The organism is Mesorhizobium loti R88b, from assembly GCF_013170845.1.
In the GTDB taxonomy this organism is placed as follows: Bacteria; Pseudomonadota; Alphaproteobacteria; order Rhizobiales; family Rhizobiaceae; genus Mesorhizobium; species Mesorhizobium loti_B.
This window is the reverse complement of record NZ_CP033367.1, coordinates 6,070,240-6,088,523: the sequence shown is the minus strand read 5'-3', so window position 1 is coordinate 6,088,523 and position 18,284 is coordinate 6,070,240. Positions and strand designations below refer to the sequence as shown.

The window sequence follows — 18,284 nt, the reverse complement described above, 5'->3', positions numbered from 1 at the left end:
AAAGCGATCAGGCGCGCCTGCGGGCAAGAGCTAACGACATGCGCCGCGACATCAGGACAAACGGAATGCAGCAGACAGATTCAACGCAAGTCGACGCTATCCGTGACCAGGGGCGCTGGATGATGCGTCTGTGGCGGCATGCGCGCGCGCCGGTGGTTGTCGCGATCACACTGCCCCTGATCTCGGGCCTGCTGCTGGTCGGGCAGGCCTATCTGCTTGCCTCGGTTCTGCATCGTGCGATCGTTGAAGGCGCTTCGCCGCATGCCCTGCTGACGCCCGTGCTTGGCGTTGCCAGCCTCTTCGCCGTTCGTATCGGGCTTGCGATCGTCGCGGAACGCTGCGGCATCGTGGCCGCCGAGCGCATCAAGTTCTTTCTGCGATCGGCGTTTCACGCGACCCTGCTGGATCACAGGCCCGACTGGGCGGCCGCCCGGTCGTCAGGAGCACTGAGCTCGGCGATCATCGACCAGATCGAGGCCCTGGATGGATTTCTTGTCCGCTTCCTGCCGGCGATGGTGCAGGCGGCGATCTTGCCGCTCGCCTTCGCCGTCATGGTTCTGCCCTTCGACTGGGTCGTGGGCCTGCTCTTTCTTGTCACCGCACCGATGATTCCGCTTTTCATGGCATTGGTCGGCTGGGGCGCCGAAGCCGCCAGCCGGGCGCAAGCCGAAGCGTTTACGCGTCTGTCCGGCCTGTTCGCCGATCGCTTGCGCGCCATCGTCACCCTGAAGCTTTTTGGCCGAGCCGAAAGCGAGACCCGCGCGGTTATGGCTGCGAGCGAGGGCTTACGCTTGCGCACCCTGGCTGTCCTCAAGATCGCCTTCCTGTCGTCCGCGGTCCTGGAGTTTTTCGCAGCGCTCGGAGTAGCAGGCGTGGCGTTGTATGTCGGCCTGACTTTCCTCGGCTTCGTCGATCTTCGCTTCTCGGTGCTGACGCTTCAGTCGGGTTTGTTCTGCCTGCTGATGGCGCCGGAGGTCTATCAGCCATTGCGACTGCTGGCGGCGCACTATCATGACCGTGCTGCCGCCAAGGCGGCCGTGGGCGAACTGGCCAGGCAGTTCGACGGCTTGCCGGAATTCGCTGTCCCCCAAGCAATCCTTCAGCCGACTTCCAACACCCATTCAGCCGCGCCAATCACCGTGGATATGAACAGCATTACCTTGCGCATCCCGGACTCTCGCCGTCTTGTCATCGACAAAACGTCGCTCCTGATCCCCGCCGGACGGCATGTGGCGCTGGTGGGCGAGAGCGGCATCGGCAAGTCGACGCTGCTCGAGGCCGTTGCCCGCATGCGGGCTTTCGAGGGCAGGATCCGGCTTGACGGTCAGGGCCTTGCTGACATTGCCGAGCCTGAACTGCGGACGCGCGTTGCCTTTCTTGGCCAGCGACCGCGCCTGTTCCATGGCACCATCGCCGAGAACATCAGGCTGGGCTGTCGATCCGCTTGCGATGCCAAAGTGCACGAAGCCGCCCGGCGCGCCGCGGTGCTGCCTTTCGCGAGCGCGTTGCCGGATCGGCTCGATACGCTGATCGGGGAGGGCGGGATCGGGCTTTCAGGTGGAGAGGCGCATCGCGTGGCGCTCGCCCGGATTTTCCTGCGCGATCCCGGGCTCATCCTTCTCGATGAGCCAACCGCGCATCTCGATGCCGAGACCGAGTCTCAGGTGCTCGATGCCCTGATGGCCTTCGCCGTCGGCCGGACGATGATCGTCGCAACCCATTCGGCGGCCGTCGCCGCGCGAATGGACGGCGTCTACAGGATTGTCGGGGCCAAGGTCCTGCCGGGGCCGCATGTGCGGGCCGCACGGCCGCCAGTGGCATTGAGGAGCGTGGCATGACAGCGTTCTGGTTCTTCCGCCCCCTGTTCCAGCGCCATGCCGCACGACTGGCGTGGACGCTGCTGTTGTCGCTCATCACGCTCGCCGCCGGCATCGCGCTTCTTTCCGTCTCCGGCTGGTTCCTGACGGCCGCGGCGCTGACGACGGCGGCCGCGAGTTTCAATCTGTTTGGTCCGTCCTCGCTGATACGCGGGCTGTCCTTCATTCGCATCCTGTCGCGCTATGGCGAGAAGGTCTTCGGGCACGACACAACCTTGCGCCTTCTTGCCGATCTGCGGGGATGGCTATTTGCCAGCCTGTTTCCGCGCGTGCCGTTGGCCGATCGCAGCCTTCGCCACGGCGATCTCGTCAGCCGCCTGACCGCCGACGTCGATGCGCTGGATACCGTATTTCTCGTCGCTATCGGTCCCATGCTCGCCGCGCTCTTGCTAGGGTCGGCCATGGCGACCGCGCTCTGGGTTTTCATCCCGGCGGCAGGCGTTTCATATGGCGTATTGGTTGGTCTCGCTATAGTGGCTGTGCCCGCCGTGCTGGTACTGGCATCGCGTCGCATGGGGACAGAGCTGGTCGAGGCGTCCGCCGCCGCACGCATCGCGGTGCTGGATGGCATCGACGGTCATGTTGACCTGATCGCCTTTGGCGAAACCGCGACCGCGAGGGCATCCTTCGCGGGCTCGGCGGCACGGCTCGCTTCCGCGCGCCGACGATTGGGTATGGCCGGCACGCTGGCGGCAGCAGTCACCCAGGCGCTTGCCGGTGCCGCAATGGTCAGCGTGCTCTGGTTCGGCATTGCGGCCGTTCATGCCGGAACCATCGGCGGGCCATTGCTCGCGGGTCTGCTGCTGGGCACCATTGCCAGCTTCGAAGCAACCGGCGCGGTCGTCCGTGGCGTGGCGAGATTGGGCGTATCCGCCGCCGCCGCCGCCAGGCTCAAGGCCATCTCGACAGCGAGGCCGATGGTCAATGACACCGCCCGCCCGGAGCCCTTGCCCACCGGCGACGTGCGCTTTGAAAACGTCGTCTTCGGACATGACCCTCGACGCCCTGTGTTGCGTGGCCTCGATCTGTCCGTGAAGCAGGGTAGCCGTGTCGCGATCATCGGCCCGAGCGGTTCGGGAAAGTCGACCGTTCTTGCTCTGCTGTTGCGCCTGTACGACCCGCAGGCCGGCACGATTTCCATCGGCGGCGCGGACATCCGCACCGTCGCCCAGGGGGATCTACACAAGAAGGTTTCGTTGTTGAGCCAGGACTCGCCTGTTGTGCTGGGGACGATCCGCGAGAACCTTTTGATCGGCCGTGCCGATGCAAGCGACGCCGCACTCTGGCATGCGTTGGCCAGTGCCCGACTTGCGGATTTCGTGCGTGGGCTGCCCGAAGGGCTCAGCGCATTTGTCGGCGAGACCGGGCGAACCCTCTCCGTCGGCCAGGCACGTCGTCTTTGCCTGGCGCGGACGCTGCTGTCGCAAGCGGAGATCCTCGCCTTTGATGAGCCGACATCGGGTCTCGACAGGGAAGCAGAGCTGGCATTCCTGGCCGATCTCAACACGGCAACGGCCGGGCGCACCGTCATTCTTGCCACGCACGCCGCACTGCCGCTGGGTGCGGCTGATCACATATTTCGTATGGTGGATGGACGGTTGGAGACTGCTTGAGAAACCGTGTCGACGGCAGAGCGACTATTCGCCCATGCCATGCAAGGCATCCCATTTCGCGATTTCAACGGTGCGCAAGGACGGAAGCCTGATGATGCCTCTCTCCTTGAGCTTCGAGAAGATGCGCGACACTGTCTCGATGGTCAGGCCTAGATAGTCGCCGATGTCGGTGCGCGACATGGGAAGCTCGACGTGGCTAAGTCCGCCCTGGCGTTCCGCCATGTCGACGAGAAATGCCGCGACGCGCTCGATGGCATTTTGCCGACCGAGCACCAGGAGATGCTCCTGGGCCCTGATCAAGCCACGCAATGCGAGAGGGAGAAGCTCGCGCGACATGTCGACGCCAGTCGCGAGGCGGAATGAACGAATGCCTGTGCCGCAGATCGCCTCGGCGAAGAAGTGATGCGTGGCATCCGCCTCGAAGCCGAATATTTCTCCCGACAGATGAAAAGCGCTGATCTGCCTGCGGCCGTCGGCCAGCAGGCGATAGACGCGAACGGCGCCGAACTCGACCTGATAGAGGCTGCCGGCGTTTTCCCCCTGGGCGTAAATCTCCGCCCCGGCCGGGAAGAAGCTGCAGGGTTGCGGTTGCGTTGGTGCAAACGAAAGTGAAAGGGCGGGATGAAGGGGATCCGAAGGCTGCAATGGAACCGCGGTCCTGGACGTGGTGTAGGCGAGCATCGCTGTCTCCCGTTCAATTCGTTGGAGCAGCAATGGGCGCAATCCGTAGTCTGCGAAATTCGGTTATGTCCCTAAGGGAAACTACTTAGAGCGCCGAGATGCCGCTCGCGATAACCTGCTCGACGGCTTCGATCAGCGCGTTGCCAAGCAGTGGTTTGACCAGGATCATCACGCCGTCCGGGTCGGGCGAAGGCCAGGGGCGGTCTACCAGCAGGATGACCGGTCTGGGAAAGTTGGCCAGATCGTTCCAGCCATCCGTCCAATTGCGGATCGCGTCTTCATCGACGATTGCACAGCGTATCGCCGGATTGAGCGGAGATGCGATTGCCCTTGCAAGCTGGGCTTGCGAATTCACGACATAACCTTCGGCCTCAAGGGCAAACTCAAGTGACTTCCGAAACCCCGGATTGGTGGCGACGACAAGAACCATACTGGCGATGGTCAAGGAATGAGCCCTCCAACAGGCGGTCTGGCGGGCATTAGCCAGCCTGCTATCGGCAGGTATATTCGCAATAGACGAAGGCCCGCCTTGCGCTGTATCAATTCCAAGCGGAGGCTCGCAGTGGCTCAGGCGAGGCCGAACTTCACCGCCAACGCCATGCGCACCAGCTCAGGCAGGCTCTTTGCCTGCATCTTCGACATGACGTTGGCGCGATGGACCTCGACTGTACGTGGGCTGATGCTGAGATCGTAAGCGATCGTCTTATTGGCATGACCAGCAACGACTCTCGCGAGCACCTGTTGTTCGCGCTCCGTCAATTCCTTGAGCCGCGCCTGGATGGCCGCGATATCATTGGCAGCCGGCTGCGGCTCCTCGAGCCGCTCGGCCGCACGCCCTATGGCCTCGATGAGGATCTGGTCCTCGAACGGCTTCTCTATGAAGTCCAGCGCACCGGCCCTCATGGCCTCCACGGCCATCGGCACATCGCCGTGGCCGGTAATGACGATGGCCGGCAGCATCGCTTGCCTTGCCTGCAGCGCGCGTAACAGTTCGACGCCGCTCATGTCGGGCATGCGCAGATCCGTCACCAGGCAGCCGTTGCTGATGCCGGGCGCGAATGCCAGAAAATCCGTCGCTGAATTGTGCACCCGCACGGCGAAACCATTCATGGTCAGCAGGAACGCCAGGGACTTCCTGACCGCCTCCTCGTCATCGACGATGTGGACCGTGTAATCAGTGATCGCCATTGCGGACGTCATCCTCGATTGTCGGCAGCGTGAAACGGAAGGTGGCGCCGCCATTGTCATTCCTGGCCACCGATATTTTGCCGCCATGGGCTTCCACGATGCGCTTGGAGATGGACAAGCCAACACCCATACCGCCAGGCTTGGTGGTGACGAAAGGCTTGAATAGCTGCGCCGCGATGTCCTCGGAAATGCCAGGACCAGTATCGGAAACCTCAATGACGACGGCTCCATCTCCAGTGGAAGCCGTGCTGACCATGAGTTCGCGCCGTTCACTGTCGCGCATTGCCTCCATCGCGTTGCGCATGAGGTTGATCAGGACCTGTTGAACCTGGACGCGGTCCGCCATGACCGTCTTCGCTTCCGGCGCGAAATTGTACACCGACCGAATGCCGCGCTCGCGAGAGCCGACCAGCGCCAGCGTGCCGGCCTCTTCGACCAGTTTGCGGATGTCTTCTGGCGCCTTTTCGGTTTCGCCCCGCGTTACGAACTCGCGCAGATGACGGATGATCTGTCCTGCGCGCAGGGCTTGCCGCGCGGCCTCGTCCAGGGCTTCTCGCATTCTGGACGCCAGAGCGTCGTCGACGTCGCGAAGCAGGCGGCTGCAACCCTGGACATAGTTTGCGATTGCCGAGAGCGGCTGGTTCAATTCATGGGCGAGGGTGGAGGCCATTTCGCCGAGTTCGTTGAGCCGCGCCATCCTCGCCAGCTCGCCTTGTATTTCCTCGAAGCGAGCCGCCGACTCTTCGCGCTCCGTGAGATCGCGAATGAATCCGGTGAAAAAGGTTTTGCCGCCTGTTTTCATCTCGCCGACCGCCAGCTTCATGGGGAATGTGGACCCATCCTTTCGCCGTCCAACGACGACCCTGTCGATGCCGATGATGCGCTTTTCCCCGGTTGCGAGATATCGGTTCATGTAGCCATCGTGTTCATGATGGTACGGCTCCGGCATCAGGATGTGGACGTTCTGCCCGACCACTTCTTGCTCGGCGTAACCGAATTGCCTGATCGCGGCAGCGTTGAACGAAACGATGGTGCCGTCCTTCTCGATGACCACGGTTGCGTCGAGCGCCGTGTCGAGTATGGAGCGAAGATGCGCCTCCCTGGCATCCAGCGCGCTTTGCGTGCTGTCCATCAATCGTCTTGCATGATGAAGCAGCTCTCCCAAGGCCGCGATGACCACACCCGTGATCCCGAACACGGCCAATTCGAAGGTATTGCCGGGGCGCTCCGACTGTAGTGCAATCAAGTACAAAGCGGTTGGAAAGGAGAGGAGGACCGCCAAAAGTCCCGGCCCGATCCCTCCGGCGATCGAAGCGACGAGAATGGCCGGCACGAAAAGGATGAAGATGGCCTTCTCGTCCAGAAAACCTTGCAGCACGAAACGTATGGCGAAAGCTATCGCCACGACCAGAATCGCCAGCAGATAGCCGTCTACGCCCTCGAAGCGGCGGGAAAGGACCAGCTGCAGGAAGCGGCCTTTCAATCCGGTAATGTCCCTTGCCGGCATGATACGGCCACCAATTTTCGAGAACGACTATCTGCTTCGGCGATTCTCAATGCACTCAATATGATCCGCCACCGGCAAGCAATGCGCATCCCAAGCGCTTGGCGCCAATCACGATCCTGGCTTAGCTGAACGAAACGGGGGCTGCCGCCAGGCGAAGACAGCTAATCCTGGGCCTCGCGGCCGGAGACCGCCACAATTAGAATCCGGAAAAACACATGCGGTGCGCTGTCCGCCACCGGAGGCGCAACCGGCTTGAGCGCGCCCGGCTCCCACCAGTCGGAGTGCTTGCTGAGCAGCGACCAAGCATGGTCGCGCTCCAGCTTGTGGCCGACGCGGTCCGGCAGTTCTTCGTAGCGGCCATCGACGACCACGCTTCGCCAACCGCGCCCTTCGCCGCGTTCGTCAACCTGAACAGACACCAGTGGATTGGCGCGCATCCATTCGATCTTCTTGCCCGGCATCGAAAACGCATAGAGGTGGTTGTCGGCATGGGCATAGTGGATCGGCACGATGTAGGGCTGCCCGTCCTTCGCGCATGCCAGGCGACCAACACGATTGGCCGTCAGCAATTTCGTACATTCCAAGGCGGTAAGCGTGCGGATCTGCATTGGTGCGATCTCCTGGTTTCCGGGCGTCCTTTGTGTTTTCGAACCGGACGAACTCAGTCAGGCCGCATCGTCTCCAATGTCGCCAGGACCGAACCGGGTTCGATAATGTCGTTCACCACAGCGATTATCGTCGCACGCCCGTCAGCGGGGGCGACAATGTCATGCAGCGCGTCTTCTATGCGGATTTCGGCAATTCGCTCGCCAGCCCTGATCGCGGCACCACTGACGATGAACCATCGCTCGACGATTCCCTCTGGCATCATGGCAGACGCCCACAGCTCGCCATCGGTCTTGATATATTGCATCGCTATTCTCCTTTGGCCGAGAGTCTTAAGGCGGATCGCAGGGAACGAGCATTGATCGCGATCAAAGAAGAACGCCGATCAATCAGACCAAGACGAAAACGGATCTTCTTGATCGGCGTCAAAGCGTTGGCGGTTACCAAGTGCTTTTCATGGCCGCATAGCTGAGGGCGTCGCCGGACAAAGACACCCTTGTGGCAACCAAATCGTCCACCAGCCGTTGCTGATGGCAAGCTCGCGTCGCGCGAGCAGAACAGTGATCAAATCGTATCATGACCGATCCTGTTCTCCTGACCTTCAATCCCGGATCCTCGACGATCAAGCTCGGCCTATTCGTGATCAAGGCGGGTGTGCCGCACCGCCTTGGAAAAGGTGTCATCGATCTACGCCATCAGCCGCTGGCGCTTCAGATAACTGAAGGTCCGACCGTCATGAATATTCCGCTGAAGGCGGCTGTTTCCGACGAACTGCACGAAGTCATCGAAGAAACCCTCGGCTGGTTGGCGCACCATTTTTCAGTGAATGCGCTGGCTGCGGTTGGACACCGCATCGTTCATGGCGGCGACCGGTTCGCTGGGCCTGAGGCGATCACCGACGAGACGCTCGCTGCAATCGAGGCGCTGGTGCCTCTGGCGCCGCTTCACCAGCCACAGAGCGTTCGCTTGATAAGGGCGATCCGGCATCTGCGGCCCGGCCTGCCGCAGGTCGCATCCTTCGATACCGCCTTCCATCGCAGCCAGAGCGATCTCGTGCGCCGCTTCGCGCTGCCGCGTTCGCTCTTCGACGAGGGCATCAAGCGCTATGGCTTTCACGGCCTCTCGTACAAATACATTGCCGCGCAACTGCGGCAGGTCGCGTCGGACATCGCCAGCCGCCGCATCGTCGTGGCGCATCTGGGCAGCGGCGCAAGCCTGTGCGGACTTGAAGGCGGCGTCAGCCGCGACACCAGCATGGGGTTCTCGACGCTGGACGGCATTCCGATGGCAACGCGTTGCGGAGCTCTCGATCCAGGTGTCCTGATCCATCTGGTGAAGCAACGCGGCCTGTCGATCGAGGCGGTCGAGGACATGCTCTACCATCGCTCCGGGCTGCTCGGCGTTTCCGGCATCAGCGCCGACAGCCGCGATTTGATCGGCAACGACTCATCGGCCGCTCGCGAGGCACTGGACCTGTTTGCATTCCGCATCGCCCGAGAGACGGCGGCAATCGCCAATACGCTGGGCGGGCTCGACGGCATCGTCTTTACCGCCGGTATCGGCGAGCATCAGCCCCAGATCCGGGCAGCCGTCTGCGGCCATCTTTCCTGGCTCGGCGTTGCCATCGATCCCGTGGCGAATGCAGCGAACGCGACGCGGATCGAGGCGCCGGACGCTGGGGTAGCCGTCCTCGTCATTCCAACCGACGAAGAACAAGTCATAGCCGAGGAAACCTGTTCGGTCTTCCAGGCAGCAAAGGCGCGTTGATGATCTCGGCAGCCAATCTCCCGAACAAGCCTGCACGGGAAATACGCCCCGATACCCTCGCTGCGTTCTGGACGCGCACGCCCGATTTTCTCTACGCGGCTCTTCATTGTGGCGGCGACGGCCTGAGTTCGGCGGATGCCGAAGCCAGGCTTGCCCAATATGGTCCCAACAGCGATGCGGCGGCGAAAACCGACGGTTTGTGGCGAGCGATCCTGCGTCGCTTGCTCGAGCCGCTTTCGCTGATCCTGCTGGCGGCGGGCATAGTGTCGTTGGCGACGGGCGACGTGATCGGCGGCGGGATCATCGTCGCGATTCTTGTGCTTTCGATCGGCCTGGATACCGTGCAGGAGGGACACGCGGTCAAGGCGGCCGAAGTGCTGCGGCGTTCCGTGGCGCTGAAGGCCGAAGTCAAGCGAGACGGCTCCTTTCGCCAGATCGACGTCGAAAAAGTCGTCCCCGGCGACATCCTGCGCGTCCGCGCCGGCGACATCATCCCCGCGGACGCCCTGATCCTCGACAGCACGGCCTGCACCGCCGGCGAGGCGGCGCTGACCGGTGAACCCTATGCGGTCGAGAAGCGTTCGGGCGTGGTCACGGCGACAAGCCCCGGAGAAGCGGCGAATGCCTTGTTCCGGGGTGCGGTCACGCAGACCGGTGAAGCGATAGCGCTCGTCGTCGGCACCGGCCGGTCGACTGTGTTTGGCGCCGCCGCGTCGGCACTCGCCGAGGCACAAGCGCCATCGCCGTTCGAGCGCGATCTGCATCAGTTCGGCCTTGTCATCGCGCGGCTGAGCCTGGCGCTGGTGGTTGTCGTCCTTGCCACCCGCGTGCTGCTTGGCCGCTCGGTGCTGGACTCGGTGCTGTTCGCGGTGGCGCTTGGCGTTGGCCTGACGCCCGAACTCCTGCCGATGATCACGACCGTCACCCTGTCGCGCGGCGCCATGCGCATGGCGCGTCGCAAGGTCATCGTCAAACGGCTTGCCTCGATCCATGACCTTGGCGCGATGACGGTGCTGTGCACGGACAAGACCGGCACACTGACCTCGGCGGAGATCACGCTTGCCCGCAGTCTCGACCCGGCCGGCAGCGAGGATGCGCGCGCCGCCCGGCTCGGCGCCATCGCGGCCGATCTCGGTGGCGATCGCGGTTCGCTCGATGCGGCGCTGATCCAGGGCTCGGCCGATGCATCGCGGGGCTGGACCCTGTCGGGCCGGCATGCCTTCGATTTCAGCCGGCGGCTGGGGTCCGTGCTCGCGGCCGGTCCAGAGGGCCTGCTGCTCATCGTCAAGGGCGCGCCGGAAGCGGTCCTGGCGCTCTGCTCCACCCAGCGAACCGGAGACACGTCCATTCGGGTGGGGGAGCCTGAACGAGCTCAGGCGATCGAACGGGTTCATGCCCTGGCAGGCGATGGTTTGAGAACCATCGCCGTGGCCTCACGCCCATGGTCGGGATCGACCCATGACGTGGAATCGGCCGACGAGGCAAACCTCGTTTTCGAGGGGCTATGCGCCTTCGCCGACCCGCCCAAACCTACTGCCGCTGCCGCGATAGCCCGCCTTGCAAATGCCGGTGTCAGGCTCAAGATCCTGTCCGGCGACGATCCGGTTGTGGTCAAGCGACTTGCCGGACTTGTCGGCCTGAATGCCGGGAAAGTCCTGTCCGGCGCCGACATCGTGGCGTTGAGCGATGAAGCGCTCGCGGTCCAGGTCCAGTCGGTCGACGCCTATGGACGACTGGCGCCGGACCAGAAATCCCGGATCATAAAGGCGCTGCAGGCCAGGGGCGCCATTGTCGGCTATCTCGGTGACGGCATCAACGACGCGCCAGCACTCAAGGTTGCCGACATCGGCCTCTCGGTCGACGGCGCAAGCGGCGTGGCGCAGGCCGCCGCCGACATGATCCTCCTGGCATCCGACCTCGAAGTCGTCGCTGACGGCGTCGAGCAGGGCCGGCGGACATTCGCCAATATCCTCAAATACGTGCGCATGGGCGCCAGTTCGAATTTCGGCAACATGCTGTCGATGGCGGTAGCGGCCATGGCACTGCCATTCCTGCCCATGCTGCCGACGCAGATCCTGTTGAACAACCTGCTCTACGACCTGTCCGAACTCGGCATTCCCTTCGACGGCGTCCGGGCCGAAGCCACGGCGCGGCCGCAGGTCTGGGACATGCGCGGCCTGATGCGGTTCGCCGGTGTTATGGGACCGCTCTCCTCGCTGTTCGATTTCATGACCTTCGGGGCGCTGCTGCTGATCTTCCATGCCTCTGCCGCGGAGTTCCGCACCGCCTGGTTCCTGGAATCCATGGCAACGCAAATCCTCGTCATCTTCATCATCCGCACCAATGGCCGGCCTTGGCAGGATCTTCCCCGCTTGCCCCTGGCGGCCTCCTCGCTCGTGGCATTGGTCGTTGCCATGGTTCTGCCGTTCACGCCTCTCGGCCTCTGGTTCGGCTTTGAAACGCCTTCCGTGCCGATGCTGGCAGGCATCGGCGCCATCGTGATCGCCTACCTCGTGTCGGCGGAACTGTTGAAACCTCTGGCCGTCGGCCCGGCATCGCGCGCGGCCCGGATCCACGCGTGACCATTCATTTTTGACGTCATCAGGAGTATCGCAATGACAGTACATAAACCTCAGGGTTTGGCGACAGAACCAACTGTTCTGGAGCCGAATACGCTCAAGCTCATGCACGCCTGGTGGCGCGCGGCGAATTACCTGTCGGTGGGACAGGTCTATCTCCTCGACAATCCGCTCCTGCGCGAACCTCTCAAACTCGAGCACGTCAAACCGCGCCTGCTCGGCCATTGGGGGACGACGCCAGGCCTGAACTTCATCTATGTCCATCTGAACCGGATCATCAAGGCGAGGGATCTCGACGTCCTGTTCATTGCCGGCCCCGGACATGGCGCGCCAGGTATCGTCGCAAACACCTATCTCGAGGGCACCTACAGCGAACTCTATCCCGACATCTCCCGGGACGAGGACGGATTGCGCCGCCTTGTGCGGCAATTCTCGTTTCCAGGCGGCATTCCAAGCCATGCCGCGCCCGAGACTCCCGGCTCGATCCATGAAGGCGGCGAACTCGGCTATTCGCTTGCGCATGCCCACGGCGCCGTCCTCGACAATCCCGATCTGATCGTCGCCTGTGTTGTCGGCGACGGCGAAGCCGAAACCGGCCCGCTGGCGGCATCATGGCATTCCAACAAGTTCCTCAATCCGGCCGCCGACGGAGCGGTGTTGCCGATCCTGCACCTGAATGGCTTCAAGATCGCCAACCCGACCGTGCTGGCGCGCATATCCCCGGAGGAGTTGGAGGCTCTCTTTCGAGGCTACGGCTACGACCCGATCTTCGTCGAAGGCGAGGAGCCGGAGATCATGCATCAGAAGATGGCGGCGGCCATGGAAGGGGCCTTTCAGCGGATAAAGCAGATCCAGCATGACGCACGCAAAGCCGGCGTCTCCGCGCGCCCGCGCTGGCCGATGATCGTCCTGCGCAGCCCCAAGGGCTGGACCGGGCCGAAGTCCGTCGACGGCCTCAAGACGGAAGGGTCATGGCGTTCACACCAGGTGCCGTTCAGCGACATGACCAAGCCGGGGCATCTCAAACTGCTGGAAGACTGGCTGCGCAGTTACCAGCCGCAGGAATTGTTCGACGAAGCCGGACGGTTGCACGCCGAGATCGCGGCGTTGGCGCCTGCTGGCAACAGGCGCATGAGCGCCAATCCGCGCGCCAATGGCGGCGCCCTGAAGCGCCCGCTGCGGCTACCCGATTATACCGGCTATGCAGTAGCCGTGGCGTCTCCGGGCGCTGCTGAGGCCGAGGCAACGCGAGTGATGGGAACATTCCTGCGTGATGTCATGAAGGCCAACGATGCGACGCGCAACTTTCGGGTTTTCGGGCCTGACGAGACGGCCTCCAACCGCCTCCAGGCACTCTTTGAAGTCACCAACCGCGCCTGGGATGCCAGCGCCACATCGGAGGACGATCATCTGGCACCTTCGGGACGCGTCATGGAAGTACTCAGCGAGCATCTTTGCCAGGGTTGGCTGGAAGGCTATCTGCTGACCGGACGCCATGGGTTGTTTTCCTGCTACGAGGCCTTCATCCACATTATCGATTCGATGTTCAACCAACATGCGAAATGGCTGAAGACCTCGCGCGACGTGCCATGGCGGCAGCCGATCGCGTCCTTGAACTACCTGCTCACATCCCATGTCTGGCAGCAGGACCACAACGGCTTCAGCCATCAGGACCCGGGCTTCATCGACCACGTCGTCAACAAGAAGGCCGATACCGTCCGCGTCTATCTGCCGCCGGATGCCAACACGCTGCTCTACGTCACCGACCACTGTCTCAGAAGCTGGGACCGGATCAACGTCATCGTCGCGGGCAAGGCGCCGGCGCCGCAATGGCTCGACATGGATGCGGCAATCAAGCACTGCACGCAAGGCATCGGCATCTGGGAATGGGCAAGCAATGATCGCGGTGGCGATCCCGACGTGGTGATGGCCTGCGCCGGCGATGTGCCCACGGTCGAGACGCTTGCCGCCGTCGATCTGCTTCGGGGGTATATTCCGGATCTGAAAGTGCGGGTCGTCAACGTCGTTGACTTAATGACCCTGCAGCCAAAGTCTCAGCATCCGCATGGTCTCACGGACAGCGATTTCGACGCATTGTTCACCAAGGACAAGCCGGTGATCTTCGCCTATCACGGTTATCCCTGGCTCATTCATCGTCTGGCATACAAGCGCACCAATCACGACAACATGCACGTTCGTGGCTACGAGGAAGAAGGCTCGACGACGACCACCTTCGACATGGTCGTCCGCAACAGGCTCGACCGCTTTCATCTTGTCGCCGACGTGATCGACCGGGTGCCAAGGCTTGGCGCGGCGGCCGTCTACGCCAAGCAAGCGATCCGCGACAAGCTGGTCGAACACGATCGCTACATCCGAAAGCACGGCGTCGACATGCCGGAGATCCGGGACTGGCGATGGTCCGCCAATTCCTAGGGCACAGTCGATTTTGCGAGTTAACTCATTTGAAGACAACCGCACCGGTCGTTGTTGGCCGCTTCGCGATTGTCGAAGACAGATCGGCCAAAAGCGATGAATAGGCGACAATATCTGATCGGCGGAGGCGCCCTGATGGTCGCCGGCGCCGCAGCAACCTATTTCGGGCTCCGAAACATGGGATCGATGGCGGAATACAACGCCTCGGTGGCCGCGACCCGCTCGGCACTGAAGCAGGCGCCTGGGACGAGCGATCTGATCCGCTACGCGACGCTTGCTGCGAATAGCCACAACACCCAGCCGTGGCTCTTCAAAGTCAGTGATGTCGGGATAGAAATTCTGCCCGACATGGCGCGACAGATCGCGATTGTCGACCCGGACAATCATCATCTGTTTGCCAGTCTCGGTTGCGCTGCGGAAAACCTGGCCATCGCCGGCAGCGCGCGTGGAAAGCCGGGCGAACTCAGTTTCAACCCCGCGAATGACGGTGCCGTGATGTTCGCGTTCGGCGGCAGGACACCTATCGAGCCGGCGCTGTTCGATGCGATCCCGAAGCGGCAATCGACACGTGGCGACTATGACGGCAAAGCGGTCAGCAGCCGAGACTTGCAGACGCTTTCAGCTGCAGTGGCCGTGCCGGGCGTCGATCACGTTCTTATCACGGATCGGCCACGGATCGACCGCGTGCGCGACCTGGTCGTCGCGGGCAACAATGCGCAGATCGCCGACGCCGCCTTCGTGCGCGAACTGAAGACCTGGCTGCGCTTCAGCCCCCGGCAGGCGATGGTGACCGGCGATGGCCTCTTCAGCGCATCAACCGGCAATCCCACCCTTCCGGAATGGCTTGGTCGGGTCATGTTCGATCTCGTCTTCAAAGCCAAGGCCGAGAACGAAAAATACGCTCGACAGCTCGCCTCTTCGGCCGGCGTCGCCGTCTTCGTCGCACAAAAGGATGACCGCGAGCATTGGGTTCTGGCAGGCCGCGCCTGCCAGCGTTTCGCATTGCAGGCAACCGCGCTCGGCCTCAAGCACGCTTTCATCAATCAGCCCGTCGAAATCGCTGGCCTGCGGCCGGAATTGGCGACGCTTGTCGGCATGCCCGGGCGACGTCCTGACCTCGTCATGCGCTTCGGCTACGGAGCCGCGCTCCCCTTCTCGGCGCGCCGGCCAGCAGAAAGAGTAATCATATCTTGAACGCTCCCGTTCAGAACCCACCCGCATCGGCGGCACGGCTCGTGACAATCAAGGCCATTCACACTGTCGTCTGGGTCTTCTTCGTCGCCTGCATCCTCGCGATCTGGTTGTTCGCCTTGCGGGGCGACTTTTTCCACGCGGCGCTGTCGATCGGCGTCGTCCTGGTGGAGGTGCTCGTGCTGGTCCTGAACGGATGGCAGTGCCCCCTCACATCCGTCGCTGCGGGCTACACCGGCGACCGACGCGATAACTTCGACATCTATCTTCCGGAATGGCTCGCGCGCCACAACAAGCTGATCTTCGGGACCCTCTATGTGGCCGGGATAGCGGCCACGCTCGCGAGGTGGAGCAATGCGTCAACATAGAGGAAGGCCGCATGATGGCTGAGGATGATCTTCTGATCAGGAAGCGGTTGCCAGCCGCCGTCTATGACCTGGCGCTACGTCTCGGCGCCAGTCCCGAGATGAGCCGAACGACGGTCAAGCTCAAGCAAACCGGACGGATGAAACAGCGGCTTGGCGCCACGTCCTGGATGTCATTTTCCGCAACACAAACAGTCTCCACGTGCGAATGTGCCTTCGACTGGCGGGCACGGTTTGGTCCCTTCGGCATGATCTCGGTGCGCGATGCGTTGAAGGGCGGCCAGGGGCGGTTGGATGTCATGGCGCTCGGGGTCATCCCGATCGCCCGCGCCGAGCACTCCTCGGCGCTGATGCGCGGCGAGCTGATGCGATACCTTGCAGAACTTGCCTGGGCGCCCGACGCTATTCTCTTCAACACCACCCTGCGCTGGCGTGAAGACGGTCCCGACAGTCTGGCCGTGAGCGCCGGCGTGGGAGAGACAGCGGCCGAAGTCACGCTCAGCCTCGACAGCGAGGGGAGGATTGCCGGTGCCTTTGCGCCGGATAGACCGCGTTCGGCCACGGCACCAATCCTGCCAACTCCGTGGCGCGGCCGTTTCTCCGACTATCGTCAGCACGGTAATATGTGGCTTCCGTCTGCCGGAGAGGTCGCCTGGGAAATCGACGGGAAGGAAACCGTCTACTGGCAGGGTCGGATCGAACGTTGGGACGCATCCAACGATGGTGTTTGATCTGTGCGTCAGGATCACGGGTGTTCGACCTCGGCGTCATGTTGCAGCTATAATTGCGGTGATGGAAATTCTCATTCGAGCCGTCATTCGGTGGTGGTTTGAACCTCGATCAGAAATGCTCGCCGGCCTTGAACGGGCCGATGCGGGTTCCCGCTGCGATCAGGTAGGCGGTCGACCAGCCAATGAGCAGAAATCCGTTCACGCCCCCCAGTGCCGCCAGCACGCGCCATGCATGAGCGGGTACGACGTCGCCATAGCCGACCGTTGAAAAGGTAATGGTCGAGAAATATAGGGCGGTCTCGAAGTCGGCGAAGATATCAAGCAGCCGGTACAGTCCGGCCCAGAGCCAAATCTCGGTGGTCATCACCGCGAAGAGCCCCATCACCACGCTGATCATTGCGATCATACGGCTGTGACGTCCATGCATGCGAAACCGCGCCACAAGATATCCCATCGCATGGGTAACGGCGATCAGGCCAAACGTGTGGACCAGGACCGTCAGACTGATGACGACGGTGCCGATGAGCAGATTGAGGATCATCCGCGGAAACGTAGATGCCGCGGATGCCTCGGTCCTTGTGCGAGATCAATCCTTGGCGGCGGCCAAGCTTCGCCTGAAATCGAGATGCTCGGCCGCCGGATGTCTTTACGCGTATGCGGCTTCGGTCTTCCTCGCACTGGTCTCTATCGGCGCGGTGAGATCCAGCACCACGCGGCCGTCGATCTTGCCCGCCTTGAGCCGGGCGAGGACAGCATTGATGTCGCCCAACGGCGCTTTGGTGATCTCGGCCCGGACCTTGCCCTCGGCGGCGAAGGCGATGGCCTCATCGAGATCGCGTCGCGTGCCGACGATGGATCCGCGCAAGGTGATGCGCTTCAGCACGACGTCGAAGATCGGGGTCGGGAATTCTCCCGCCGGCAGACCGACCAGGGCGACCGTACCCTTGCGGCGCACCATGTGCACCGCCTGGGAAAAGGCTGGTGGCGAGACGGCCGTCACCAGAATGCCGTGGGCACCGCCACCTGTCGCCTTGAGCACCTCCGCCACAGCGTTCGGGGAGCGGGCGTCGATGGCCACATCCGCTCCGGTCGCACGCGCCAGAGCGAGCTTGTCGGGCGTGACGTCGAGCGCCACAACCTTGAAGCCCATCGCCTTGGCATACTGGACCGCCACATGGCCGAGACCGCCTATGCCTGAAATCGCCACCCATTCGCCCGGACGTGCCTCGGTCTCCTTCAACCCCTTATAGGTGGTAACGCCAGCGCACAGGATCGGGGCCATCTGGGCGAAATCGACACCGGCTGGAAGGCGCGCGGTGAAGGCCGCCGAAGCGATGACATATTCGGCGAAGCCGCCATCGCAGCTATAGCCGGTATCGTGCTGATGCTCGCACAGCGTCTCCCAACCGGTCTCGCAATATTCGCAGCTCAGGCAGGCGTCGTGCAGCCAGGCGACGCCGACCGGATCACCCTCCTTGAAATCGCTCACTCCTGGCCCGAGCGCGGCTACAACGCCCGCCACTTCATGGCCGGGGATGAAGGGCGGCACAGGCTTCACCGGCCAGTCGCCCGAGGCGGCATGCAGGTCCGTATGGCAAACGCCGCAGGCGATGACCTTGACGAGCAGTTCACCTGGCCCGGGTACGGGGACCGGCACATCCTCGATCGTAAGCGGCTTGCCGAATGCCCGTACGACGGCGGCCTTCATCGTCTTGACCATGATCCAACTCCTTTGTCGATGAAGGC

At 62.7% G+C, this 18,284-nt stretch carries 16 protein-coding genes; 8 read left to right on the top strand and 8 right to left on the bottom strand.

Annotation, left to right across the window (positions count from 1 at the left end; genetic code table 11):
- Window positions 1–38 precede the first annotated feature (38 nt).
- Window positions 39–1,838: a thiol reductant ABC exporter subunit CydD gene (cydD, locus tag EB235_RS29725; protein WP_245268916.1), complete on the top strand. Its 1,800-nt coding sequence runs from the start codon at window positions 39–41 to the stop codon at window positions 1,836–1,838.
- Window positions 1,839–1,903: 65 nt separating this feature from the next.
- Window positions 1,904–3,490 carry a thiol reductant ABC exporter subunit CydC gene (gene cydC / locus EB235_RS29720; RefSeq protein ID WP_245268917.1) on the top strand — a complete coding sequence of 529 codons (1,587 nt, stop codon included), beginning with the start codon at window positions 1,904–1,906 and terminating at the stop codon, window positions 3,488–3,490.
- 24 nt (window positions 3,491–3,514) lie between these two features.
- Here cydC and EB235_RS29715 read toward each other — a convergent pair whose 3' ends face one another.
- From EB235_RS29715 to EB235_RS29690, 6 genes are all read right to left on the bottom strand, one after another.
- Window positions 3,515–4,171, bottom strand: coding sequence for a helix-turn-helix domain-containing protein (locus EB235_RS29715; RefSeq protein WP_027033833.1), 657 nt, complete (start codon window positions 4,169–4,171; stop codon window positions 3,515–3,517).
- 85 nt (window positions 4,172–4,256) lie between these two features.
- Window positions 4,257–4,616 carry a hypothetical protein gene (locus EB235_RS29710; protein WP_155256481.1) on the bottom strand — a complete coding sequence of 120 codons (360 nt, stop codon included), beginning with the start codon at window positions 4,614–4,616 and terminating at the stop codon, window positions 4,257–4,259.
- A gap of 122 nt (window positions 4,617–4,738) precedes the next feature.
- On the bottom strand, window positions 4,739–5,353 hold the full coding sequence (gene fixJ, locus EB235_RS29705; RefSeq protein ID WP_027033835.1) for a response regulator FixJ: 615 nt from the start codon (window positions 5,351–5,353) through the stop codon (window positions 4,739–4,741).
- Entirely contained in the window at window positions 5,346–6,866 is a 1,521-nt protein-coding gene (locus EB235_RS29700) for a PAS domain-containing sensor histidine kinase (RefSeq protein ID WP_027033836.1), read from the bottom strand. The genes fixJ and EB235_RS29700 overlap by 8 nt, the downstream gene beginning before the upstream one ends.
- Window positions 6,867–7,027: 161 nt before the next feature.
- A complete protein-coding gene (locus EB235_RS29695) occupies window positions 7,028–7,474 on the bottom strand; it encodes a pyridoxamine 5'-phosphate oxidase family protein (RefSeq protein WP_027033837.1) in 447 nt (148 codons plus the stop codon).
- A gap of 53 nt (window positions 7,475–7,527) precedes the next feature.
- The gene (locus EB235_RS29690; protein ID WP_027033838.1) at window positions 7,528–7,779 is read right to left on the bottom strand and encodes a biotin/lipoyl-containing protein; all 252 of its coding nucleotides are present in this window, start codon (window positions 7,777–7,779) and stop codon (window positions 7,528–7,530) included.
- 269 nt (window positions 7,780–8,048) lie between these two features.
- Between EB235_RS29690 and EB235_RS29685 the strand changes: the two genes are divergently transcribed.
- From EB235_RS29685 to EB235_RS29660, 6 genes are all read left to right on the top strand, one after another.
- Window positions 8,049–9,239: an acetate/propionate family kinase gene (locus EB235_RS29685; RefSeq protein ID WP_027033839.1), complete on the top strand. Its 1,191-nt coding sequence runs from the start codon at window positions 8,049–8,051 to the stop codon at window positions 9,237–9,239.
- The gene (gene mgtA / locus EB235_RS29680; protein ID WP_051429803.1) at window positions 9,239–11,821 is read left to right on the top strand and encodes a magnesium-translocating P-type ATPase; all 2,583 of its coding nucleotides are present in this window, start codon (window positions 9,239–9,241) and stop codon (window positions 11,819–11,821) included. Before EB235_RS29685 ends, mgtA begins: the two co-directional genes overlap by 1 nt.
- Window positions 11,822–11,923: 102 nt before the next feature.
- Window positions 11,924–14,251 carry a phosphoketolase family protein gene (locus EB235_RS29675; RefSeq protein WP_245268981.1) on the top strand — a complete coding sequence of 776 codons (2,328 nt, stop codon included), beginning with the start codon at window positions 11,924–11,926 and terminating at the stop codon, window positions 14,249–14,251.
- A 135-nt stretch (window positions 14,252–14,386) separates the two neighbouring features.
- On the top strand, window positions 14,387–15,445 hold the full coding sequence (locus EB235_RS29670) for an Acg family FMN-binding oxidoreductase (protein WP_245268918.1): 1,059 nt from the start codon (window positions 14,387–14,389) through the stop codon (window positions 15,443–15,445).
- Window positions 15,442–15,810: a hypothetical protein gene (locus EB235_RS29665; protein WP_027033843.1), complete on the top strand. Its 369-nt coding sequence runs from the start codon at window positions 15,442–15,444 to the stop codon at window positions 15,808–15,810. Before EB235_RS29670 ends, EB235_RS29665 begins: the two co-directional genes overlap by 4 nt.
- Window positions 15,811–15,821: 11 nt before the next feature.
- Complete coding sequence (locus EB235_RS29660; RefSeq protein ID WP_027033844.1) at window positions 15,822–16,538, top strand: DUF6920 family protein; 717 nt, start codon at window positions 15,822–15,824, stop codon at window positions 16,536–16,538.
- A 109-nt stretch (window positions 16,539–16,647) separates the two neighbouring features.
- Here the strand turns inward: EB235_RS29660 and EB235_RS29655 are convergent, their stop codons facing one another.
- Complete coding sequence (locus tag EB235_RS29655; RefSeq protein WP_027033845.1) at window positions 16,648–17,079, bottom strand: potassium channel family protein; 432 nt, start codon at window positions 17,077–17,079, stop codon at window positions 16,648–16,650.
- A 105-nt stretch (window positions 17,080–17,184) separates the two neighbouring features.
- Complete coding sequence (adhP, locus tag EB235_RS29650; RefSeq protein ID WP_032926034.1) at window positions 17,185–18,258, bottom strand: alcohol dehydrogenase AdhP; 1,074 nt, start codon at window positions 18,256–18,258, stop codon at window positions 17,185–17,187.
- Between the last annotated feature and the right edge of the window lie 26 nt (window positions 18,259–18,284).

Bases quoted from the DNA above. Each gene is read 5' to 3' on its own strand.
- EB235_RS29670 (WP_245268918.1), top strand. From the start codon at position 14,387: ATGGTCGCCGGCGCCGCAGCAACCTATTTCGGGCTCCGAAACATGGGA.
- EB235_RS29700 (WP_027033836.1), bottom strand. From the start codon at position 6,866: ATGCCGGCAAGGGACATTACCGGATTGAAAGGCCGCTTCCTGCAGCTG.
- EB235_RS29695 (WP_027033837.1), bottom strand. From the start codon at position 7,474: ATGCAGATCCGCACGCTTACCGCCTTGGAATGTACGAAATTGCTGACG.
- EB235_RS29655 (WP_027033845.1), bottom strand. From the start codon at position 17,079: ATGATCCTCAATCTGCTCATCGGCACCGTCGTCATCAGTCTGACGGTC.
- EB235_RS29690 (WP_027033838.1), bottom strand. From the start codon at position 7,779: ATGCAATATATCAAGACCGATGGCGAGCTGTGGGCGTCTGCCATGATG.
- EB235_RS29660 (WP_027033844.1), top strand. From the start codon at position 15,822: ATGATGGCTGAGGATGATCTTCTGATCAGGAAGCGGTTGCCAGCCGCC.
- EB235_RS29675 (WP_245268981.1), top strand. From the start codon at position 11,924: ATGCACGCCTGGTGGCGCGCGGCGAATTACCTGTCGGTGGGACAGGTC.
- cydD (WP_245268916.1), top strand. From the start codon at position 39: ATGCGCCGCGACATCAGGACAAACGGAATGCAGCAGACAGATTCAACG.
- EB235_RS29685 (WP_027033839.1), top strand. From the start codon at position 8,049: ATGACCGATCCTGTTCTCCTGACCTTCAATCCCGGATCCTCGACGATC.
- mgtA (WP_051429803.1), top strand. From the start codon at position 9,239: ATGATCTCGGCAGCCAATCTCCCGAACAAGCCTGCACGGGAAATACGC.
- EB235_RS29715 (WP_027033833.1), bottom strand. From the start codon at position 4,171: ATGCTCGCCTACACCACGTCCAGGACCGCGGTTCCATTGCAGCCTTCG.
- adhP (WP_032926034.1), bottom strand. From the start codon at position 18,258: ATGGTCAAGACGATGAAGGCCGCCGTCGTACGGGCATTCGGCAAGCCG.